A 17993-nucleotide genomic window follows, 5' to 3' on the forward strand; every position below is an offset into this window, starting at 1 on the left:
CAGCCCACCTGCCTCTTCAGCCCTGCCTGCCACGGCCAGCCTACGAGGCGCTCGGCCGGTACGGACGCAGACCGTCGCACAATCCGCCGGGAGTCGTGGATCACCGTGCTTGTGCGATGAGGATCGCGACGTCGTCGTGGTCGTCGGGATGGCGCAGGGAGTGCAGGAGCCACTGGCAGGTCTCTTCCAGGGGACGACGCGGTTGGCCGAGGGTGTGCAGCAGGGCGTCGAGGCGTTCGTCGATGGGGTGGTGGCGGGTTTCGACGAGGCCGTCGGTGTAGAGGACGAACCGGTCGCCGGGGTCCAGGCCGAAGGTGGTGCTGTGGAAGGCGACGCCGCCGACGCCGAGGGGCGCGCCGGTGGGCAGGCCGAGCAGCCGGGGGCGGCGGCCCGCTGCGGCCAGGACGGGCGGGAGGTGGCCGGCGTTGGCGATGTGGCACCGGTGGGCGCGGGGGTCGTAGACGGCGTAGATGCAGGTGGCGATGTAGTGCTCGAGCCCGCAGGTGATCTTGTCGAGGTGCCGGAGTACTTGGTCGGGGGCGAGGTCCAGGTCCGCGAAGGCGCGGGTGGCGGTGCGCAGGCGGCCCATGGTGGCGGCGGCGTCGATGCCGTTGCCCATGACGTCGCCGACCACCAGGGCGGTCCGGTCGCCGTCCAGCGGGATGACGTCGTACCAGTCGCCTCCGATCTCTCTGGATGCCTGGGCCGGCTGGTAGAGGGAGGCGACGTCCAGACCCGGGAGTGGGGGCGGGCGGCCGGGCAGGAGGCTGCGCTGGAGGGTTTCGGCGGTGTTGCGGACGCTCTGGTGCCAGCGGGCGTTGTCGATGGCGACGGCAGCGCGGGCGGCCAGCTCGACGGCGAGGAGTACGTCGTCCTCGTCGAAGGGGAGGGGGTTGCGGGCACGGAGCAGGTCGAGGGCGCCGAGGACTTCGTTGCGGGCGATCAGCGGCACGGCGAGGTAGGAGTGCACGCCGGCCTCGGCAAAGGCGGTGGCGCCGTCGGCGTCGTGGGCGATGTGCTGCAGATCGTTGCCTCCGGCGTGGGCGATGACGATGGGCCGTCCGGTGTGGACGCAGCGGGTGATGAGGCGGTCGGCGCTGTAGGCGGCGAGGTCACCGACGGTCAGGGCGGTGGTGGCGTGGGTGGGGTAGGCGGCGGCGACGGCGAGCGCGCGAAACAGTTCCGGGCCCGGTTCGTGGGTGGGTGTGGTGCGGCGGAAGGCCAGGACGTCGTCGAGGACGTCGACCGCCGCGACGTCGGCCAGGTCGGGCACGGCGGCATCGACCAGTTCCTGGGCGGTGTGCTCCACCTCCAGGGTCGTGCCGACGCGGGCGGAGGCGTCGGCGATCAGGTCCAGGCGGCGCCGGGCCCGGTCCGCCTCCGTAGTGGCCCGGTGGCGCTCGCTGACGTCGACCACCGAGTTCGCGACCCCGATCACCCGGCCGCTGGGGCCGTCGAGCCGGTAGTACGACACCGACCAGGCGTGATCGTGGTCCGGGTCGGCCAGGGTGCGGCCGACGGTGTACTGGTCGATCAGCGGTGTCCCGGTGAGCAGCACCTGGCGCATCGCGGACTCGATGGTCTCGACGTCGAGGAACGGCAGGATGTCGTGGGGACGCTTGCCGAGGTGGTCGGCGGCCGCGATGCCGTTGATGCGTTCCAGGGCCGGATTGACCAGCAGATAGCGCAGTTCGGTGTCCAGCAGGGCGATGCCGATGGGAGCCTGGGACACCAGGCGCTCGGACAGGGCCAGGTCGGTCTCCACCCGCCGCAGCGTGCTCTGGTCGGCGGCGATGCCCAGGGCGTAGACGTCGCCCAGGTCGTCCAGCAGCCGCATGTTGCGGAACTCCACCAGGCGCGTGCTGCCGTCCTTGTGCCGGACGGGGAACGCGCCGGACCACCTCGCCCCGGTGCTCATCACCTCGGCGAACAGCTTGACCACGAGTTCCTTGTGCTCCTCGTGGACCAGCATGACCGCGTAGTGGCCCAGGGCCTCCTCGGCGGTGTAGCCGAACACTTCGTCCGCCTGCGGGCTCCAGAACACGATCCGCCCGCGGGCGTCCAGCACGATCGCGGCCACGCTGAGCAGATCGAGTAGCCCTCCCGGCGGCGACGGAGCCGCCCGGCGGTCCCGCTCCTCCCCCGGGAGCGGCTCGGGGGCACCCATCCTGGACGGCTCCCTCCTCGGCGAAGCCCGCTCGGGGGCGCGCCGGTCGAGGTTCTCTCTTCCATGCTGCTCCTCCAACCCGGTCCGGCACGATCCGGTGACGCCCGCGCAGTGCCGGATGCCCGGCCGGTCGCCGACGCGTGCCGACGGGCCCGGACCCGTATGGTGGAAGGGTGGAGGTGGCGACCACCGCGCAGTGGCGGACGCCGTCGCACCGGATGAATGCCTCCCGCCGCGCTGGGCGGTGAGGGCGAGAGGCGCCCGGCGTACCCGCTCCGCGGCGTCGAAGGCCGGCTGAGGCGAGGAGGCAGTTGTGCGTGCCCGTGACCTGGCCGAGCCGTTCCCGTTCGTCACGACCGACGACGACGCGGTGGCTGCGGCGCGGATGCTCGCGGAGCAGGCGCTGCCGGCCCTGCTCGTGCTCGACGCGGACGGCCGGCCGCACGCGATCGTGCCCGGCTCCCAGGTGCTGCGCCAGGCACTTCCCGAGTACGTGGTCGACCACCCCGCGCTGGCCCCGGCCCTCGGCAGCCTCGCGGATGCGGAGATCGAGGAACGGCTCGACGGGCTCACCGTCGCCGAGTGGCTGCCACGCCGGCTGTTTCCGCCCCCGTACGTCGGCCCGGACGCACTGCCCATGGAGATGGCCGCGCTGATGGCCCGCACGCACAGCCCGCTGATCGCGGTGATCGAGCGCGACGCCGACCAGGTGCGGCTGGTGGGCACGGTGACCGCGGCCCGGCTGATGGGCTGCTTCCTGTCCGGGCCCGGATCCGTCGCCTGACGGCCGTCCGCACCCGCTTGTCACCGCTGCCCGCGCCGCCGGTTAGCGTCACGACGCAAACGCCCAGGTCGTCGGCCCCGACGATGCGGGACACCCCGGGCCGCCGGCGGGCAGGGGTGCGACGCAGCGGGTCGGACCGGTCCCCGGCCCGCCGTCAGCGGGGCGGGGCCGGTCGGACGGCAGCCGTCAGCGGGGCCGGTCGGACGGCAGGGCGCCGGAGGTGGTGCTGTCGGCCTTGGCCGCGTCGGCGAGGGCCGCGGCGGCGGCTTCCGCTGCCTGCGCCGAGTCGTTGGCGGCCTGGGCGGCCATGTCGTCCGACGGCTTCTCGCGCGTGGCCGGCGACTGCGGCAGCGCCTCGGTGAAGGCCCGGGAGACGCCCTGGAGCGCGGCCGTGATCTCACTGGGGATCACCCAGAAGTTGTTGCCCTGGCCCTGCGCGAGCTGCGGCAGCATCTGCAGGTACTGGTAGGCGAGCAGCTTGGGGTCCGGGTCGTTGCGGTGCACGGCCTGGAACACCTCGTCGATGGCCCGGGACTGGCCCTCGGCCTGCAGGATCGCGGCGGTGCGGTTGCCCTCGGCGCGCAGCACGGCGGCCTGCTTGTCGCCCTCGGCGGTGAGGATCTGCGACTGCCGCTGCCCCTCGGCCCCGAGGATCGCGGCGCGCTTGTCCCGCTCCGCCCGCATCTGCTTCTGCATCGCGTCCTTGATGGACTGCGGCGGATCGATGGCCTTGATCTCCACCCGGTTGACCCGCAGCCCCCATTTGCCGGTGGCCTCGTCCAGTACGCCACGGAGCTGGCTGTTGATGGTGTCCCGCGAGGTGAGGGTCTTCTCCAGGTCCATGGACCCCACGACGTTGCGCAGGGTGGTGACGGTGAGCTGCTCGACGGCCTGGAGGAAACTCGCGATCTCGTAGAACGCCGCCCGTGGGTCGGTGACCTGGAAATACAGGACGGTGTCGATCTCGACGACCAGGTTGTCCTCGGTGATGACCGGCTGCGGTTTGAAAGAGACGACCTGCTCGCGCAGGTCGATCATCGGGTGCACCCGGTCGATGTAGGGGATGACGAGGTTCAGGCCGGGATTCAGGGTCCGGTGGTAGCGGCCGAGCCGCTCGACATTGCGAGCGCGCGCTTGGGGCACGATACGCACCGCCCGTATCACGGTGAAGATCGCGAGAAGCGCGACGATCAGTCCGGCAACGAAGAACGCGGATATCTCCATGGTTCAGTCCCGGGGGTAGACGAACGCGGTCGTACCGCTGATCTCTATGATGTCGACGGTCGCTCCAGCTGGGATCACCAGCGTCTCGTCGTAGGCGCGAGCCGTCCACTCCTCGCCGTCGACACGGATCCTGCCGTCCATGCCCGTCACCTCCGAAACGACATGGGCGCCCTTGCCGACCAGCGCGTCCACACCGAAGCGCGCCGCCTGTGGCTGGAGGACGTGACGCAATGCGATGGGGCGCACGAATACGAGAGTGACGGTGGCGACGAGGGCGAACACCAGGAACTGGAATGCCAGCGGCAGCCCCAGTGCGGCGGCCCCGGCCGTGATCAGCGCGGCCGCACTCAGCATCCCGAGCGCGGCGGTGAGGGTGAAGATCTCCGCCACGGCCAGCACCGTCGCGGTGATCAACCAGATCAGCCATGCATCCATTGCGTACCTCTCCTGGCCGGTATGGGTACGGAGGGCCTCTCACCATTGGACCCGACACGAGGCGGCTGCGATATGCCCTGGACGTTATTCCCTGGAAAAGAAAAAGCTGGTGGGCGAGCGAAGCTTGACTGACGCAGCGCCCTGCTCCGAGCCGCTCGGTAAATCTTCCTTTGCTCTCACTTTACCGTTCGGCGGAGTCATTCCGAGAGCGGCCGGGAGATTTCGTCCCCGGCGGCCGTCCCCGGCACCACGGACGCACCGTTGGGCCGGTGAGGTGAACGGCTGGCCGACAGGGCGCCCTGGAGGGCAGGAATGAGCGCATCCACACCCATGACACCGGCGGAAGCACTGGTGCACGGACGCCGGAGAGTGAGAAGGGGGCGCGCATGCCGGGACTGCGACCGACCGCGGCCGGACGGGCCGAACCGGCCGGACCGTCGGGCGTCGCCCCGGGCCGCCGCGGGGAGGGTGCGTGAGGACGGTGGCGGGACCGACCGACCACGTCGTCGTGGTGGGCGCCGGACTGGCCGGCCTGGCCTGTGTCCTCCATCTGCTGGGCGCGGGCCGCCGGGTCACGGTCGTGGAGCGGGACGCCGGTCCGGGCGGCCGGGCCGGCCGGGTGGTGCTGGGCGGGCACCTCGTGGACACGGGCCCCACGGTGCTGACCATGCCGCACCTGGCCGACGAGGCGTTCGCGGCCGTCGGCGACAGCCTCGCCCGGCGCGTGGAGCTGATCGCCCTGCACCCGGCCTACCGGGCGTGCTTCGCGGACGGGACCTCGCTCGACGTGCACACCGACGGCGAGGCGATGGAGGCGGAGGTGCGGCGATTCGCCGGGCCTTCCCAGGCGGCGGGCTACCGCGCGCTGCGGGAGTGGCTGGAGCGGCTCTACCGGGCGCAGATGCGGCGTTTCATCGACACGAACTTCGACTCGCCCCTCCAGCTGCTGCATCCGGACCTGGCTCGGCTCGCGGCGCTGGGCGGGTTCGGGCGGCTGGACCGCCGCATCGGCCGCTTCCTCTCCGACGACCGCCTGCGCCGGGTGTTCTCCTTCCAGGCCCTCTACGCCGGTGTGGCACCCGCGCGGGCCCTCGCCGCCTACGCCGTGATCGCCTACATGGACACCGTGGCCGGCGTCTGGTTCCCCAAGGGCGGCATGCACGCGCTGCCCCGCGCCATGGCCGACGCGGCCGCCGACGCCGGTGCCCGGCTGCGCTGGTCGGCCGAGGTCAGCACGCTGGAGCGGGGACCCGGGCGGGTGCGTGCCGTGCGCCTGGCGTCGGGCGAGCGGATCCCGTGCGACGCGGTGGTGCTGACCTGTGAGCTGTCCGCCGCCCACCGGCTCCTGGGCCGCGCCCCCCGGCGACCGGTACGGCTGCGTCACTCACCGTCCGCGGTGATCCTGCACGCCGGTACGGACCGCACCTGGCCCGGCCTCGCCCACCACACGCTCTCCTTCGGCTCGGCGTGGGAACGCACCTTCGAGGAACTCACCCGGTCGGGGCGGCTGATGAGCGACCCGTCCCTGCTGATCACCCGGCCGACGGCGCACGACCCCGGCCTGGCCCCGCCGGGCGGGCATCTCCACTACGTCCTGGCGCCCTGCCCGAACACCGGTGTCGGGCCCTCCGCCGCGGCCTGGCGGGACCTCGGGCCCCGCTACCGCGACAGCCTGGTCCGCGAGCTGGAACGCCGGGGCCTCGACGGCTTCGCGGCCAGCGTCCGGGAAGAGCTGCTGGTGACCCCGCTGGACTGGACGGCTCTGGGACACGCGGCGGGCAGCCCGTTCTCGGTCTCCCACACCTTCGCCCAGACCGGGCCGTTCCGGCCGCGCAACCTGGTGCGCGGGCTGGACAACGTGGTACTGGCCGGCTGCGGCACCACCCCCGGCGTCGGGGTGCCCACCGTGCTCATCAGCGGCAAGCTCGCCGCCGCCCGCGTCACCGGCGGCCCCGGCCGCCGCGTCCCCCGGGTCGGACCGGCCCCACCCGTCCCACGGGTCGCCCAGCCCTCGACCGCGGCAGGTGCCCATGACCGGTCGTGAACTGGACGCCGCCGGGATCACCGATCCCGCGCTCCGCTCCGCCTACACCCGGTGCCGGCACCTCAACGCGCGGCACGGCAGGACGTACTTCCTGGCCACCCGTCTGCTGCCGGTGGAACGCCGCTTCGCCGTGCACGCGCTGTACGGCTTCGCCCGCTGGGCGGACGACATCGTGGACGACCTCGACCGCCGCCTGACGCCCGGGGAGCGGGACCGGCTGCTGCACGGCCTGGAGGGCGACCTGGCCCGCGGGCTGCGCACCGGCACGGCCGACGAGCCCGTGGTCAGGGCGGTGGCCGACACCGCGGCCCGGTTCGCGATCGAGCACACGCTGTTCACCGACTTCCTCGCCTCCATGCGGGCCGACCTGACCGTCACGGACTACCCGACCTACGCCGACCTGCGCGCGTACATGCACGGCTCGGCCGCGGTGATCGGGCTGCAGATGCTGCCGGTGCTCGGCACGGTCGGGCCGCGCGAGGAAGCGGCACCGCACGCGGCCGCCCTCGGCGTGGCGTTCCAGCTCACCAACTTCCTGCGGGACGTGGGCGAGGACCTGGACCGGGGCCGCGTGTACCTGCCGGCGGACCTGCTCGCCACCCACGGCGTGGACCGGCCCCTGCTGGAGTGGAGCCGCCGCACCGGGCGCCGGGACGCCCGGATCCGCGCCGCGCTCGTCGCCGCCGAGGCGATGACGAGAGAGGTGTACCGGGCGGCGGAACCGGGCATCGCCATGCTCGATCCCCGGGTACGCCCGTGCATCCGTACCGCGTTCGTCCTGTACGGCGGCATCCTCGACGCCATCGCGGACCAGGACTACGCCGTTCTGCACCGCCGCGCGGTCGTGTCCCGGCGGCGGCGCGCGGCCACCGCCGTGGCCGGTGCCGTCCAGGTCATGGGCGCGCGGTGGCGGGCCCGCGGCCCGCGCCCGGCGGCATCGGCGGGCAGCGCGGCGTACCAGGGGAAAGGACCCGGGAAGTGACCGACCGGCCGGACAGGCTCCGCTGGACACCGCCGCTGCGGCGGCGCCGCCGTCCCGACTGGGCGGGGCAGCCGGCCACCTGGCGCGCGGCACGCCCGGCGGTGATCGCCGGCGCGCTCGAGCGCGCCTCGGCGCGGCCCTCCGGCAACTGGTTCGTGGTCGGCGCCTCCCGCGACGTCCGCGCCGACGGCCGTCCGCGCGGCAGGACGGTCGGCGGCGTGGAGGTCGTGCTGTGGCGCACGGAGGCGGGCGGGCTGCACGCGGGCCCGGGTGCCTGCCCGCACCTGGGCGCCCCGCTGCGGGACAGCCGGGTGGTGTGCGGCACGCTGCTGTGCCACTGGCACGGACTGGCCCTGGACGGTGCTCCGTTCGCCGGCTGGCAGCCGTATCCGGTCCATGACGACGGGGTGCTGGTGTGGGTGCGCCTGGACGCGGTCGGCGGCGAGGCACCCACGGAGCGCCCGGTGGTGCCGGAGCGTCCGGCGGCGGGCAGCGCGGTGGACGCCGTGTTCACGACGGTCGGGCGGTGCGAGCCGCAGGACGTGGTCGCCAACCGGCTCGACCCCTGGCACGGCTCCTGGTTCCATCCGCACTCGTTCGTCGACCTCACGGTGGCGCGGTCGCCCGGGAGCGACGACGAGGACGACGACGAGGACGACGCGTTCGTCGTCGACGTCTCCTTCCGGGTGAGCGGCCGTCTGGTGGTGCCGGTGCGCGCGGAGTTCACCGCGCCGGAGCCGCGCACGGTCGTCATGCGGATCACCGAGGGCGAGGGGACCACCTCCGTGGTGGAGACCCATGCCACGCCGCTGACGGGCGCGTCCGGTGCGCGGCCGCGGACCGCCGTGGTCGAGGCGGTCGTCGCCGCCTCGGACCGGCGGGGCTTCGCCCTGGCCCGGGCCGCCGCCCCGGTGCTGCGCCCCCTGATGCGCAGGACGGCCGGCCGCCTGTGGCGCGACGACCTGGCCTACGCCGAACGACGATGGGAACTGCGCGGCACGGGGCGCCTGCCGGGGTGAGCCCCGCGCCGCGGCGCGCACGGCCCGTCGTTCACGGCCGCGCGCGGGCGGCGAGCGCCCGCAGCACCCGGGACCGGCCCGCCCGGGGGACCGTCCACAGCACCTGGCCCCGCACGCCCCGGTCGGCGAGCAGGGCGTTGGCGGCCAGGAAGCCGGTGGTGGCGGCACGCTCCATCAGCGCCACGGGCAGGTCGCAGCGGATGGCGTCACCGGCCAGCGTCAGCCAGGGGTGGGGGGTGCACACGGCCGGACGCCGGTGATGGGAGCCGACGGGGAAGAACGGGCAGTCGGAGCGCCACTCGTGCCGGGCGTCGACGATCCGCGCCGCACGGGTCTCGGGGTAGGCCTGGCGCATCCGCTCGACCACCTCGCCCTGTACCCGCGCCGGTTCCGCACCGGCGTCGACGGCGTAGGCGTGCAGTTCGACCACCGAGCCGCCGGTACGGGCGGCCCAGCGGGCGGCCTCGCCCTCGTAGCGCTCCAGGACGCTGATGTTGTCCAGCCCGCCGTATCCGCTGGTGCCGAGGAACCCCGGGCGGTCGGCGCGGACCGGCCGGTCGAGCCAGAGCCGGGAGACCAGGAACGGCGGTGCGGTGCGCAGGGCGGCGACGTCGTCGCGCCAGGCCGCGGTGCCCAGACCGGGTGAGGCGGCGACGACCTGGCGCAGGGCGCCGGGGTCCAGGGCGAGCACCACCGCCTCGTGGCGGTCCGCCGTCGCGTCGGTCCGTACCTCCGCTCCCCGGCCGTCGCACGGGTGGACGCCGTGCACCGGTGTGCCGGTGCGCACCGTCGCGCCGAGACGCTGGAGGTAGTCGCCGAGCGGCTCCCACAGGGCCTGCGGGAAGGGCTCGTTCGGCACGTCGAAGAGCAGGCCCTCGGCGGAGCCGAGGAAGTAGATGTGGAACATCAGCAGCAGTTCCGCCGCGGACAGTTCGCGCGGGTCGGCGAAGAAGCTGCGCGAGAAGACCTCGAACGCCAGGTGGTGCGCGGCCTCGGGGAAGCGGACCCGTTCCAGGAAGGAGGTGGCGCTGACGCCGTCGAAGCGGTCGTAGACCTCGGGCACCCGGACGTCGAGGAGGGGCAGTGCCGCGCGGGGGTCCATGGCGGCGAGGTCGCGCCAGCCGAAGGTGGGACTCAGCGCGACGAAGCCGAGCGCGCTGAACGGCGGAGTCCGCGGCACGCGCGCGAAGCTGTCGGTGAGGCCGCCGCTGTGCCGCAGCGGGTAGTCGGGCAGCGGGGTGAGCCTCGACAGGGCGGGGTCGGTCCGCCGCAGCAGGCCGCGCAGGTTGTAGTACTGGCGGAAGAAGGCGTGGAACCCGCGGCTCATCGTCACCGCGGAACCGTCGGTCAGGCGGGTGCGGTGGCCGGCGAGACGGCCGCCGAGCGACTCCTGCCGTTCGTAGAGGGTGACGCGTGCGCCGCGTTCGGCCAGCAGGGTGGCCGCGGCGAGACCGGCGATGCCGCCGCCGACGACGGCGGCGTCCGGCCCGTCCGAGCGGTCGAAGCGGGCCCGGCCCGGTGCGGGGGTCAGGATCTCGGCCCTGCGGTCGCGGCCCCGTCGGGCGGCGTCGCGTCCGGCGCTCACCGGGTGTCCTCCGCCGTGGTGGAAGGGTTGCGGGCGAGGAAGGTGTGCACGATGCCCGTCTGCCATCCGGCGACCGGAGCCGCCCGCACCCCCGTGAAGCCCGCGCGCGTCAGCCGGTTCGCGAAGGCGGGGGCGGTGTCGAAGTCGAGGACGCTGCGCCACAGATGCCGGTAGAGCGCGCGGTCGCCGCTCAGTGTGCCCGCGGGGATGATCACGCCGTGGCACACGGCCGTCCACAGGGCACGGTGGGCGGCCGAGCCGGTGAGGGTGTACTCGTGGACGGCGAGCCGGCCGCCCGGCCGCAGCAGCGAGCGGACGGCCGCGAGAACACCGTCCGGGTCGGTGACGTTGCGGAACAGATAGGCGGCGAACACCGCGTCGTACGGCCCCTCCCCCGTCGTCACGACCTCCTCGGCGGTCAGGTGCCGGAAGCACACGCGAGAGGGCCACGGCTTGTGCAGCGCGCGGCGCAGCATGCCCGAGGAGGCGTCGACGGCCGTGATCCGGGCGCGGGGCGCGGCCCGCAGCAGCGCCCGGGTGGAGGCGCCGGTGCCGCAGCCGAGGTCCAGCACGTGCAGGCCGGCCCCGGCCCCGGGCAGCCGGAGGCGGCGCGCCGAGCGGAGCAGGTCGGTGCGGTAGCCGGGGTTGAGGGCCGTGAGCCGGTCGTAGGTGTGGGAGGCGTGGTCGAAGGCGCGGGCCAGGTCGTGGTCGCGCAGCAGCGTCATCGGTGGCGTTCTCCGGTTCCTGGGGCGGGTGGCGGACGACGGGGCAGGAAGGGCAGTTCGAGGGCGGTACGGAGCATGGCGCCGACAGGGGTGCGCAGACCGACGCTCCACTCCTCCCGGAAAGAGGTGCCGCCGTCGAGGAAGCGCAGCAGGCGCTCGGGGGGCACCCGGCGGAACAGGTCCGTGAAGAAGTCGGGGCCGTTGATCCGCCCGGTGTCCAGGGCCCGCAGCAGCACGGCGTCCATGGCCAGCGCCCGCCGTCCGTGCGGCGGGGGCACGACCGCCCGGCCCGCGCGCAGGGCGGCGGCGACGGCCCGGCTCTGACGCTGCACGGCGGCGAAGGTGTAGCCGGTCGCCGGACGGGTGGCACCGCCCGCCGCCCCGATACGGAAGACGGCGGGCCCCACTCGACGCGTGAAGCGAGCGTCGGTCATGGGGATGACACCCTGTTCCACCGACTCGACCGTGAGCGGGCCGAGCTTCAGGACGTCTCGGCTGTAGCGGCCCAGCGCCGCCTCGTACGCCTCGGTGGTCAGCGGGACCCGGGAGAACTCGGTGTACTCGACGAGCGCCCGGTCCGGTGCCAGGGGCAGGATGTAGCCGAAGGCGAGGCCGTGGCGCGGCTGCGGCACCCGGAAGTCCATCAGCTCCACGACCGACGGATCGAACCGGTCCGTATCGGTGCGCACGAACCAGCCTCGGAAGTGCTGCAACAGCAGCGTCCGGGCCGGTGGCAGGGCGGCCAGCGGCCGGGAGTCGAACACGTGGCGGGCGCGCAGGGTCAGTTCCCGGCCGTCGGCGGCAAGGCAGCGGACTTCCGCGCCGTCGGCCGTGTCGCGCACCATGTCCGCCGTCGCGCGCAGCACGCGCGCGCGGGGGGACCGGGCCAGTCGCGCGTGCGCCCACCGCTCGAACGAGGCGGACCGCAGCATGTGGTAGCGCATCGGGGACGGGTCGACGGTGACCTCGTCGCCGTCCGCACCGTGCACCCGCAGCCTGGACCACGAGGCGCTGACCGCTTCGTCGAGGTCGTCCGTCCCCCGGGCCCAGTAGCACCAGGTCCGCTCGGGAGGACGTGCCGGTCCGTCCGGTGGCTCCACCACGGTGACGGTGTGGGTGCCGGGGCGCGTCAGCCGGAGCGCGAGACTGAGTCCGGCCGCGCCGCCGCCCAGGATGACCACCTCGGACGTCTCGTCCGGGGCTGTGGCGGCGACGGTGTCCGGTGCCCCGCGGGGCCGAGCGGTCATGGTCCTCCTCCTTCGGCCTCCCTGGGCCCCCTTCGGCCTCCCTCTGGCCTCCCTCGCCCTCCTCCGGCCTCTTGGATGCGATCACCTGTACCTCGACGGCCGGGAGCGGGTCCTCCGGCTCGCCGGTCGGCCGGGCGTGGCCCACCCGACTCGCCGCAGGGCCGGGCGCGCGGCCCCGCCCGGAGCGGCCCGTCCGGGTCTCCGTCACGCCCTACGCGGGGCCGCGCCCGCTCAGGGGGTTGGGCAGCGGCCGGTAGCGGGCGGCGGCGCCGTCCGCGTTGGTCCAGCGCAGCAGTAGGTTGGTCTTGCCGGGCAGGGTGGGCGAGGCGAGCAGCGCGGGGATCTCCGGCAGGTCGTGGCGGGCCAGTTCCCGGCGGACGGCGGGCCAGGGATCGAGACCGGGGTGGTGTTCGGCCAGGGCGGCGGCGATCTCGCACAGGTGGTTGACCACCAGGCAGTACACCAGCCGCTCCCAGCCGGCGGCCCGGTCCACGTCCGGCAGCAGCTTGACGCCCTCGGCGTCCCGGAACAGCGCCTGCACCGGGGTGCCGGCCGCGTCCACGGCGATCAGCGTGTTCTGCAGATGGGCCTCCAGGACGACGCCGTGGCCGTGGAAGGCCGTCAGGGCGGGCGGGACGACGGCGGCGAGGTACGCCTCCCACCAGGCCGCCGGGTCCGGCGCCGCGGCCAGCGGGTTGCCGGGGAAGCCCTCCGCCAGGGCGGCGGCGAGCAGCGGCGTCGCTCCGGGCGGCACCCGGTCCCACAGGCCGTCGCGGACGAGGACGGCCAGCTCCTCGAAGGCGAAGTCCGCGGTGCGGTAGCCGCGGTCGGCGAGCCAGGCGGCCGGGGGGCCGATCGCGGCGAAGGCGTCCGTGGCCGCCGTGTCCGTCCGGCGCAGCCTGAGCAGGTCGTGGCGCCACAGCCGCCGGATGTCGTTGGTGATGCGCACGTCGAGGCTGAACTTCAGGAACAGGTCGCGGTCGGGGGCGTACACCGTGCGGATCGCGGCCGTCGGCCAGACGGGGAACGCGGTGGTGCCGAGCCGGATGAGCCGGCCGTCGCCGAAGGCCGGGGCCAGGGCACGGCCGGTCAGGTCGAGCTGCCAGGGGTGCGCGGGCAGCAGGCGGTAGCCGGGCGGGGCCTGGCCGAGGGTGTCCAGGGCGGAGGTGTCGCCCTCCTCCACGACCGTGTCCTCGCGCACGCCGAGCAGCGCCGCCGGGAAACTGGTGTGCGCCTCCGGCGCGTACGGCAGCCACCCGGCGTGCGGGCCGCCGCCGCGCGCCTTCGGGGCGGGGTGGTACGGGTGCCCGGTGATCAGGGACTGCTCCGAGCGCAGGTAGGGGTCGCCGGGCGGGGCGGCACCCGCGCGGGCGGTCAGCAGGGCGGCGACCGCGTCCCGGCTGTCGAGCATCTCGGCGGGCAGTTCGTGGTTGGGCAGGCCGGTGTGCCGGCGCAGCTCCTCGGTGACGAGTTTGACCAGTTCGGCGTGGCCGATGCGGTGCCAGCCGCCCGCCGCGTACACCTCGGGCTCGGCCGGCCGCCGGCCGCCGCGCACCCGCAGCAGCCGGCCGCCGCCGGGCAGCCGGTACACCGGCCGGTCGCCGGGTCCGGGCACGGATCGCGCCACCTCCCGCAGCAGGCAGTTCAGCAGCGGGGTCGCCGCGTAGGCGTCGGCGCGGGCCGCGATGTCGGCGGCGGGCGGGGGCAGGCGGTCCACGCGGTCCACTCGTTCCTTACGGTCTGTCAGAGGGCGGAGACGATCAGTATGTCTGTCGTCGTCCGCCGTGCCGTCCTACTCGTACCCGAGGAGCCCGACCGTGCACCGTCCCTCCACCGCCGAGGCCGAGGTCACCGACGAGCTGGCCGCCCTGCGCCCCGGTCTCGTCCCCCGGTTCGCGGCCGAACTGCCCGGCGCCCGCGCGGCCGTGCTGACCCGGCTGTGGCGCGCCCTCGCCCATGAGCCGCTGCCCTGGATCGGGCGCCGCGAGCCGGACGGTGACGGGCTCGTCGTCAGCCTGCGGGACGGCCGCCTGCTGCGCGGCCCGGTCAGCGACCCCTACGGCACCTCCGGACATGTCGGCGTCGTACGTCTGGACGACGTGGCCTACGACGATCCGGCGCGCCTGACGATGGACCTCGCCGTACCGCACGCGGCGGGCTTCGCCGCCGAACTCGGGCACGGCGTCGCGTCGTTGGCGCTGTCCCGGGCGCCGGGCGGGCCCGGCCCGGACGAGTGGCCCGGTACCGACTGGGAGTGGGAGCGGCGGGTGGTCGACGGGCACCCGTTCCACCCCAACTGCCGTTCGCGGCCCGGTTTCTCGGTGGCCGAGCAGCTTGCCTACGGCCCCGAGCACGGCCCGCTGGTGCGGCTGGGGCTGGTGCCGGTCCCGGCGGCGGAGTGCCTGGTCAGCGGGGTCTGGCCGGGGGAGCTGCGGGACGCGGGCCGGCTGCTGCTGCCGGTGCACCCGTGGCAGGCGGCCCATGTGCTGAAACGGCCGTACGAGCCGGACGCGGTGGAGGGCCCGGCCGCGTACCCGCTGATGTCGCTGCGCACCCTCGCCGTGCCCGGCGGGCCGCATGTGAAGACCGCGCTGAGCGCCCGGCTGACCTCCTCGGTGCGGGACATCTCGGTCGCCTCGGTGGCGGCCTCGGCGACCCTGTCGGCGTTCGGCGAGACGCTGGCGGCGCGTTCGGAGGGGCTGCTGCACATGACCCGCACGCTCGGCGCGGCCACCGCGTACTCGCCCGACCTCGCGGCCGTGCTGCGCGAGTCCCCGCAGGGGTACGCGGCGCCCGGCGAGTACGTCGTCCCGGTGGCCGCGCTGCCCACGACCCGGCTGCCGGACTCCCCGGCCTGGCTGTCCCGCTTCGCCCGGCTCGCGCTCTCGGTGGGCCTGCGGATGCTGGAGCTGGGGGTGGCCCTGGAGGCGCACGGGCAGAACCTGCTGGTGGTGCTCTCCGCCGACGGTGATCCGCTGCGGCTGGTCTACCGGGACCTGGCCGACATCCGGGTCAGCCCGGCCCGGCTGGCCCGGCACGGCGTCCCGGCCCCCGGCCTGCCCGCCCGGATGGTCACGGACGACGTGACGACGCTGCGCCGCAAGCTGTTCGGCTCGCTGGTGGCCGGGGCGCTGGCCGGGACGGCCGGGTCGGAGGCGGCGCTGCGGGCCGCGCTGGAGCCGGCCGTACGGGATCTGCCGCGTACGCCGGACCTGGCGGCGCTGTGCGAGGAGCCGCTGCCGGCGAAGGCCCTGACGCTGATGCGGCTGACGCCGGACCGGCCCGGGGATCTGTGGGCGGCGCTGCCGAATCCCCTGCGCTGAGCGACGGGTCGGGGCGGGGCCGCGGCCTCGTTTTTGATCACACCACGGGTGATCAATAAGATCCGCCGATGATCACAAGAAGACGGCTGGCGACGGGCGTGTGCGCCCTGGTCGCCGCGCTGACGGCCGGGCTCGCCCTCCCGGCCGCGGCGAGCGCCGACGAACCCACGGACGACGACGCGCCGAAGGTGAACCTGGTACTCGACGTCAGCGGCTCGATGCGGACCCGGGACATCGACGGCGGGACGCGGATGGCCGCGGCGAAGCAGGCGTTCAACGAGGTGCTGGACGCGACGCCCGGGGAGGTGCGGCTCGGCATCCGCACCCTCGGCGCCGACTACGCGGGCGACGACCGCAAGCGGGGATGCAAGGACACCGCGCAGCTCTACCCGGTCGGCCCGCTGGACCGCACCGAGGCCAAGACGGCGGTGGCGACGCTGGCGCCGACGGGCTGGACGCCGATCGGGCCCGCGCTGCTGGAGGCCGCCGACGACCTCGACGGCGGCACCGGCTCCAAGCGGATCGTGCTGATCAGTGACGGCGAGGACACCTGCGCGCCGCTCGATCCGTGCGAGGTGGCCCGGGAGATCGCCGCCAAGGGCATCGGCCTGACCATCGACACCCTCGGCCTGGTCCCCAACGCCAAGATGCGGCAGCAGCTCAGTTGCATCGCCGAGGCGACCGGCGGCAGCTATACCTCCGTGGAGCACACCGACGAACTCACCGAGCGGGTCAACCAGTTGGTGGACCGGGCGGCCGACCCGGTGGTGACGCCGACGCCCGCCGAGGGCGCGGACGGCTGCGCGAAGGCGCCGACGCTGGCGTCCGGTCTCTACACCGACCGCGAGGGGTTCGGTCAGCAGCGCTGGTACCGCGTCGACGTGCGGCCGGGCCAGGAGTTGCGCGCCTCGGTGAGCGTCGCCGCCGACCGGGCCGTGGCACCCTCCTACGGGGTGCTGCTGCGGGCGGTCACGGTGCACGGCCGGGAGATCGTGCGCGGTGAGGCGGCGGGCAACGGCCGTACGGACGCGATCTCGACGGGTCTGCGGTATCCGAAGGCGGAGGAGGACGGTTCCGGTGAGGAGGTGCCGGCCGAGACCGTGTGCCTCCAGGTCACCCACTCCTTCGCGGCGGCCTCCGGGGAGAAGTCGACGCCCGGTCTGCCGCTGGAGCTGACGGTCGACGTCGTGGACGGGCCGAGCGAGGCGGGTGACGTGGCCTCCTTCGGCCTCGGACGCGGCTGGTGGCTGCTCGGCGCGCTGATCCTCGCCGGTTTCGTCGCCGGTCTGCTGTGGGGCTGGCTGTCACGCCGGCGGGTCGCGGTCTGGAGGACCAACTGATGCGTATCGCACGGACACTGGGCGCGGCCCTGCTGGTGCTCGGGGCGGCCGCGGCGCCCGCCGCCGCCTCGGAGGACGACTCCGCCCCCACGGAGGCGGGCACGTCGTTCCGTACGGCGGCCGAGATCCCGCAGGGGCGGACGGCCACGGCGAACGGCTCCGCGGGCGACTATCTGTACTGGTCGTTCCCGGCGGACGCCGGTCAGCGCCCCACGGTGCGGGCGAAGGTGACGCTGCCCGAGGCGCACGCCGCCGAGACCTGGCGGATCGACGTGTACGACGGTCTGCGCCGCCGGCAGGCCTGCCGGCACGGCGCGCAGATCCGCACCGCGGCGGCGGAGGCGGCCTCCGTGGAGCTGACCTGCGTCCTGCGCACGGTCCGCGCGTGGTCGGAGCCGTGGGCGAACGACCCGCTGCCGGGCACCTACTACGTCCGGCTGACGGTGGTGGAGCTGCCCACCTCCGACCTGGGTCTGCGGGTCGGCGCCGAGGTCCGGGTGGACTCCCGGGACATGGGCGGGGCGGCTGCGGTGGACGGCTCGCTGGCCGAACCGCTGGTGCCGGGCGTCGCGATGCGGACGCAGGAGGACGAGCGGGAGTCGGGCGGCGGCGCCGTGCTGTCCTCGGTCGAGCCCGAGGACGGCTGGTCGTCGGGCCGGTGGTCGGACCGGTGGGTGTGGACGGCGGTGGGCGGCGCACTGGCCGCGCTGGCCGGCGCCGGCGGTCACGCACTGACCCGCGGAGCCGGCCGACCACCGCGGGTCCCGCCACGGGGCGCCTGACCCACGAGGCAGGCCCGGCGGTCACACCAGGCCTACGGCCGGGAGGCCGGGCGGGGCGCCTGGCCTACGGCCGGGGGCCTGGCGGGCGCGTCTGCCCCACCGGCCGGGGCATACGGGGGCGCGTCTGCCCCACGGGCCGGGAGGCACGCGGGGGGGGCGGCCGGCGCGCGGGCGGGAGGTCTGCGGGGTGTCTGCTCCACGACCGGAGGCACGCCGAGCCGCCTGCCCCACGGCCGGGTTGCCCTACGAATGCCCGCCTGCGGTCGGGCCGCCCCGGGGGTGTGTCGAGCGGCCAGGAAGTTTGGGGGGGGCCTGCTCCACGACCGGAGGCGCACC

At 74.8% G+C, this 17993-nt stretch carries 14 protein-coding genes; 7 read left to right on the forward strand and 7 right to left on the reverse strand.

Features of this window, described 5'->3' with window-relative positions; all coding sequences use genetic code 11:
• Positions 1-100 precede the first annotated feature (100 nt).
• The gene (locus tag ACLGIH_RS06575) at positions 101-2167 is read right to left on the reverse strand and encodes a SpoIIE family protein phosphatase (protein ID WP_416524262.1); all 2067 of its coding nucleotides are present in this window, start codon (positions 2165-2167) and stop codon (positions 101-103) included.
• A gap of 313 nt (positions 2168-2480) precedes the next feature.
• On the opposite strand from ACLGIH_RS06575, the gene ACLGIH_RS06580 reads away from it, so the two are divergent.
• Entirely contained in the window at positions 2481-2951 is a 471-nt protein-coding gene (locus ACLGIH_RS06580; RefSeq protein WP_416524263.1) for a CBS domain-containing protein, read from the forward strand.
• Positions 2952-3137: 186 nt separating this feature from the next.
• On the opposite strand, the gene ACLGIH_RS06585 is transcribed toward ACLGIH_RS06580, so the two are convergent.
• Together ACLGIH_RS06585 and ACLGIH_RS06590 are read right to left on the reverse strand one after the other, a co-directional pair.
• Entirely contained in the window at positions 3138-4175 is a 1038-nt protein-coding gene (locus tag ACLGIH_RS06585) for an SPFH domain-containing protein (RefSeq protein WP_416524264.1), read from the reverse strand.
• Between the two features lie 3 nt (positions 4176-4178).
• Positions 4179-4610: an NfeD family protein gene (locus ACLGIH_RS06590; RefSeq protein WP_416524265.1), complete on the reverse strand. Its 432-nt coding sequence runs from the start codon at positions 4608-4610 to the stop codon at positions 4179-4181.
• Between the two features lie 472 nt (positions 4611-5082).
• On the opposite strand from ACLGIH_RS06590, the gene crtI reads away from it, so the two are divergent.
• From crtI to ACLGIH_RS06605, 3 genes are read left to right on the forward strand one after another with little or no spacing between them, the layout of a single operon-like run.
• Entirely contained in the window at positions 5083-6654 is a 1572-nt protein-coding gene (crtI, locus tag ACLGIH_RS06595; RefSeq protein ID WP_416524266.1) for a phytoene desaturase family protein, read from the forward strand.
• Entirely contained in the window at positions 6641-7636 is a 996-nt protein-coding gene (locus ACLGIH_RS06600; protein WP_416524267.1) for a phytoene/squalene synthase family protein, read from the forward strand. Before crtI ends, ACLGIH_RS06600 begins: the two co-directional genes overlap by 14 nt.
• A complete protein-coding gene (locus ACLGIH_RS06605; protein ID WP_416524268.1) occupies positions 7633-8655 on the forward strand; it encodes a DUF5914 domain-containing protein in 1023 nt (340 codons plus the stop codon). The genes ACLGIH_RS06600 and ACLGIH_RS06605 overlap by 4 nt, the downstream gene beginning before the upstream one ends.
• Before the next feature lie 31 nt (positions 8656-8686).
• Here the strand turns inward: ACLGIH_RS06605 and ACLGIH_RS06610 are convergent, their stop codons facing one another.
• The 4 genes from ACLGIH_RS06610 to ACLGIH_RS06625 form a co-directional block, all read right to left on the reverse strand.
• Positions 8687-10240 carry an FAD-dependent oxidoreductase gene (locus ACLGIH_RS06610; protein WP_416524269.1) on the reverse strand — a complete coding sequence of 518 codons (1554 nt, stop codon included), beginning with the start codon at positions 10238-10240 and terminating at the stop codon, positions 8687-8689.
• On the reverse strand, positions 10237-10965 hold the full coding sequence (locus ACLGIH_RS06615; protein ID WP_416524270.1) for a methyltransferase domain-containing protein: 729 nt from the start codon (positions 10963-10965) through the stop codon (positions 10237-10239). Before ACLGIH_RS06615 ends, ACLGIH_RS06610 begins: the two co-directional genes overlap by 4 nt.
• Positions 10962-12212: a lycopene cyclase family protein gene (locus tag ACLGIH_RS06620; RefSeq protein WP_416524271.1), complete on the reverse strand. Its 1251-nt coding sequence runs from the start codon at positions 12210-12212 to the stop codon at positions 10962-10964. Before ACLGIH_RS06620 ends, ACLGIH_RS06615 begins: the two co-directional genes overlap by 4 nt.
• 211 nt (positions 12213-12423) lie before the next feature.
• Complete coding sequence (locus tag ACLGIH_RS06625) at positions 12424-13938, reverse strand: IucA/IucC family protein (protein WP_416524272.1); 1515 nt, start codon at positions 13936-13938, stop codon at positions 12424-12426.
• Between the two features lie 91 nt (positions 13939-14029).
• Between ACLGIH_RS06625 and ACLGIH_RS06630 the strand changes: the two genes are divergently transcribed.
• From ACLGIH_RS06630 to ACLGIH_RS06640, 3 genes are all read left to right on the forward strand, one after another.
• Positions 14030-15535 carry an IucA/IucC family protein gene (locus ACLGIH_RS06630; protein ID WP_416524273.1) on the forward strand — a complete coding sequence of 502 codons (1506 nt, stop codon included), beginning with the start codon at positions 14030-14032 and terminating at the stop codon, positions 15533-15535.
• A gap of 68 nt (positions 15536-15603) precedes the next feature.
• Positions 15604-16875 (forward strand): VWA domain-containing protein, encoded by a 1272-nt coding sequence (locus ACLGIH_RS06635; RefSeq protein ID WP_416524274.1) that lies wholly within the window; start codon positions 15604-15606, stop codon positions 16873-16875.
• Complete coding sequence (locus ACLGIH_RS06640) at positions 16875-17657, forward strand: hypothetical protein (RefSeq protein ID WP_416524275.1); 783 nt, start codon at positions 16875-16877, stop codon at positions 17655-17657. The genes ACLGIH_RS06635 and ACLGIH_RS06640 overlap by 1 nt, the downstream gene beginning before the upstream one ends.
• Positions 17658-17993 lie beyond the last annotated feature (336 nt).

The sequence above is a fragment of the Streptomyces hamibioticus genome, assembly GCF_047946815.1.
Lineage (GTDB): Bacteria > Actinomycetota > Actinomycetes > Streptomycetales > Streptomycetaceae > Streptomyces.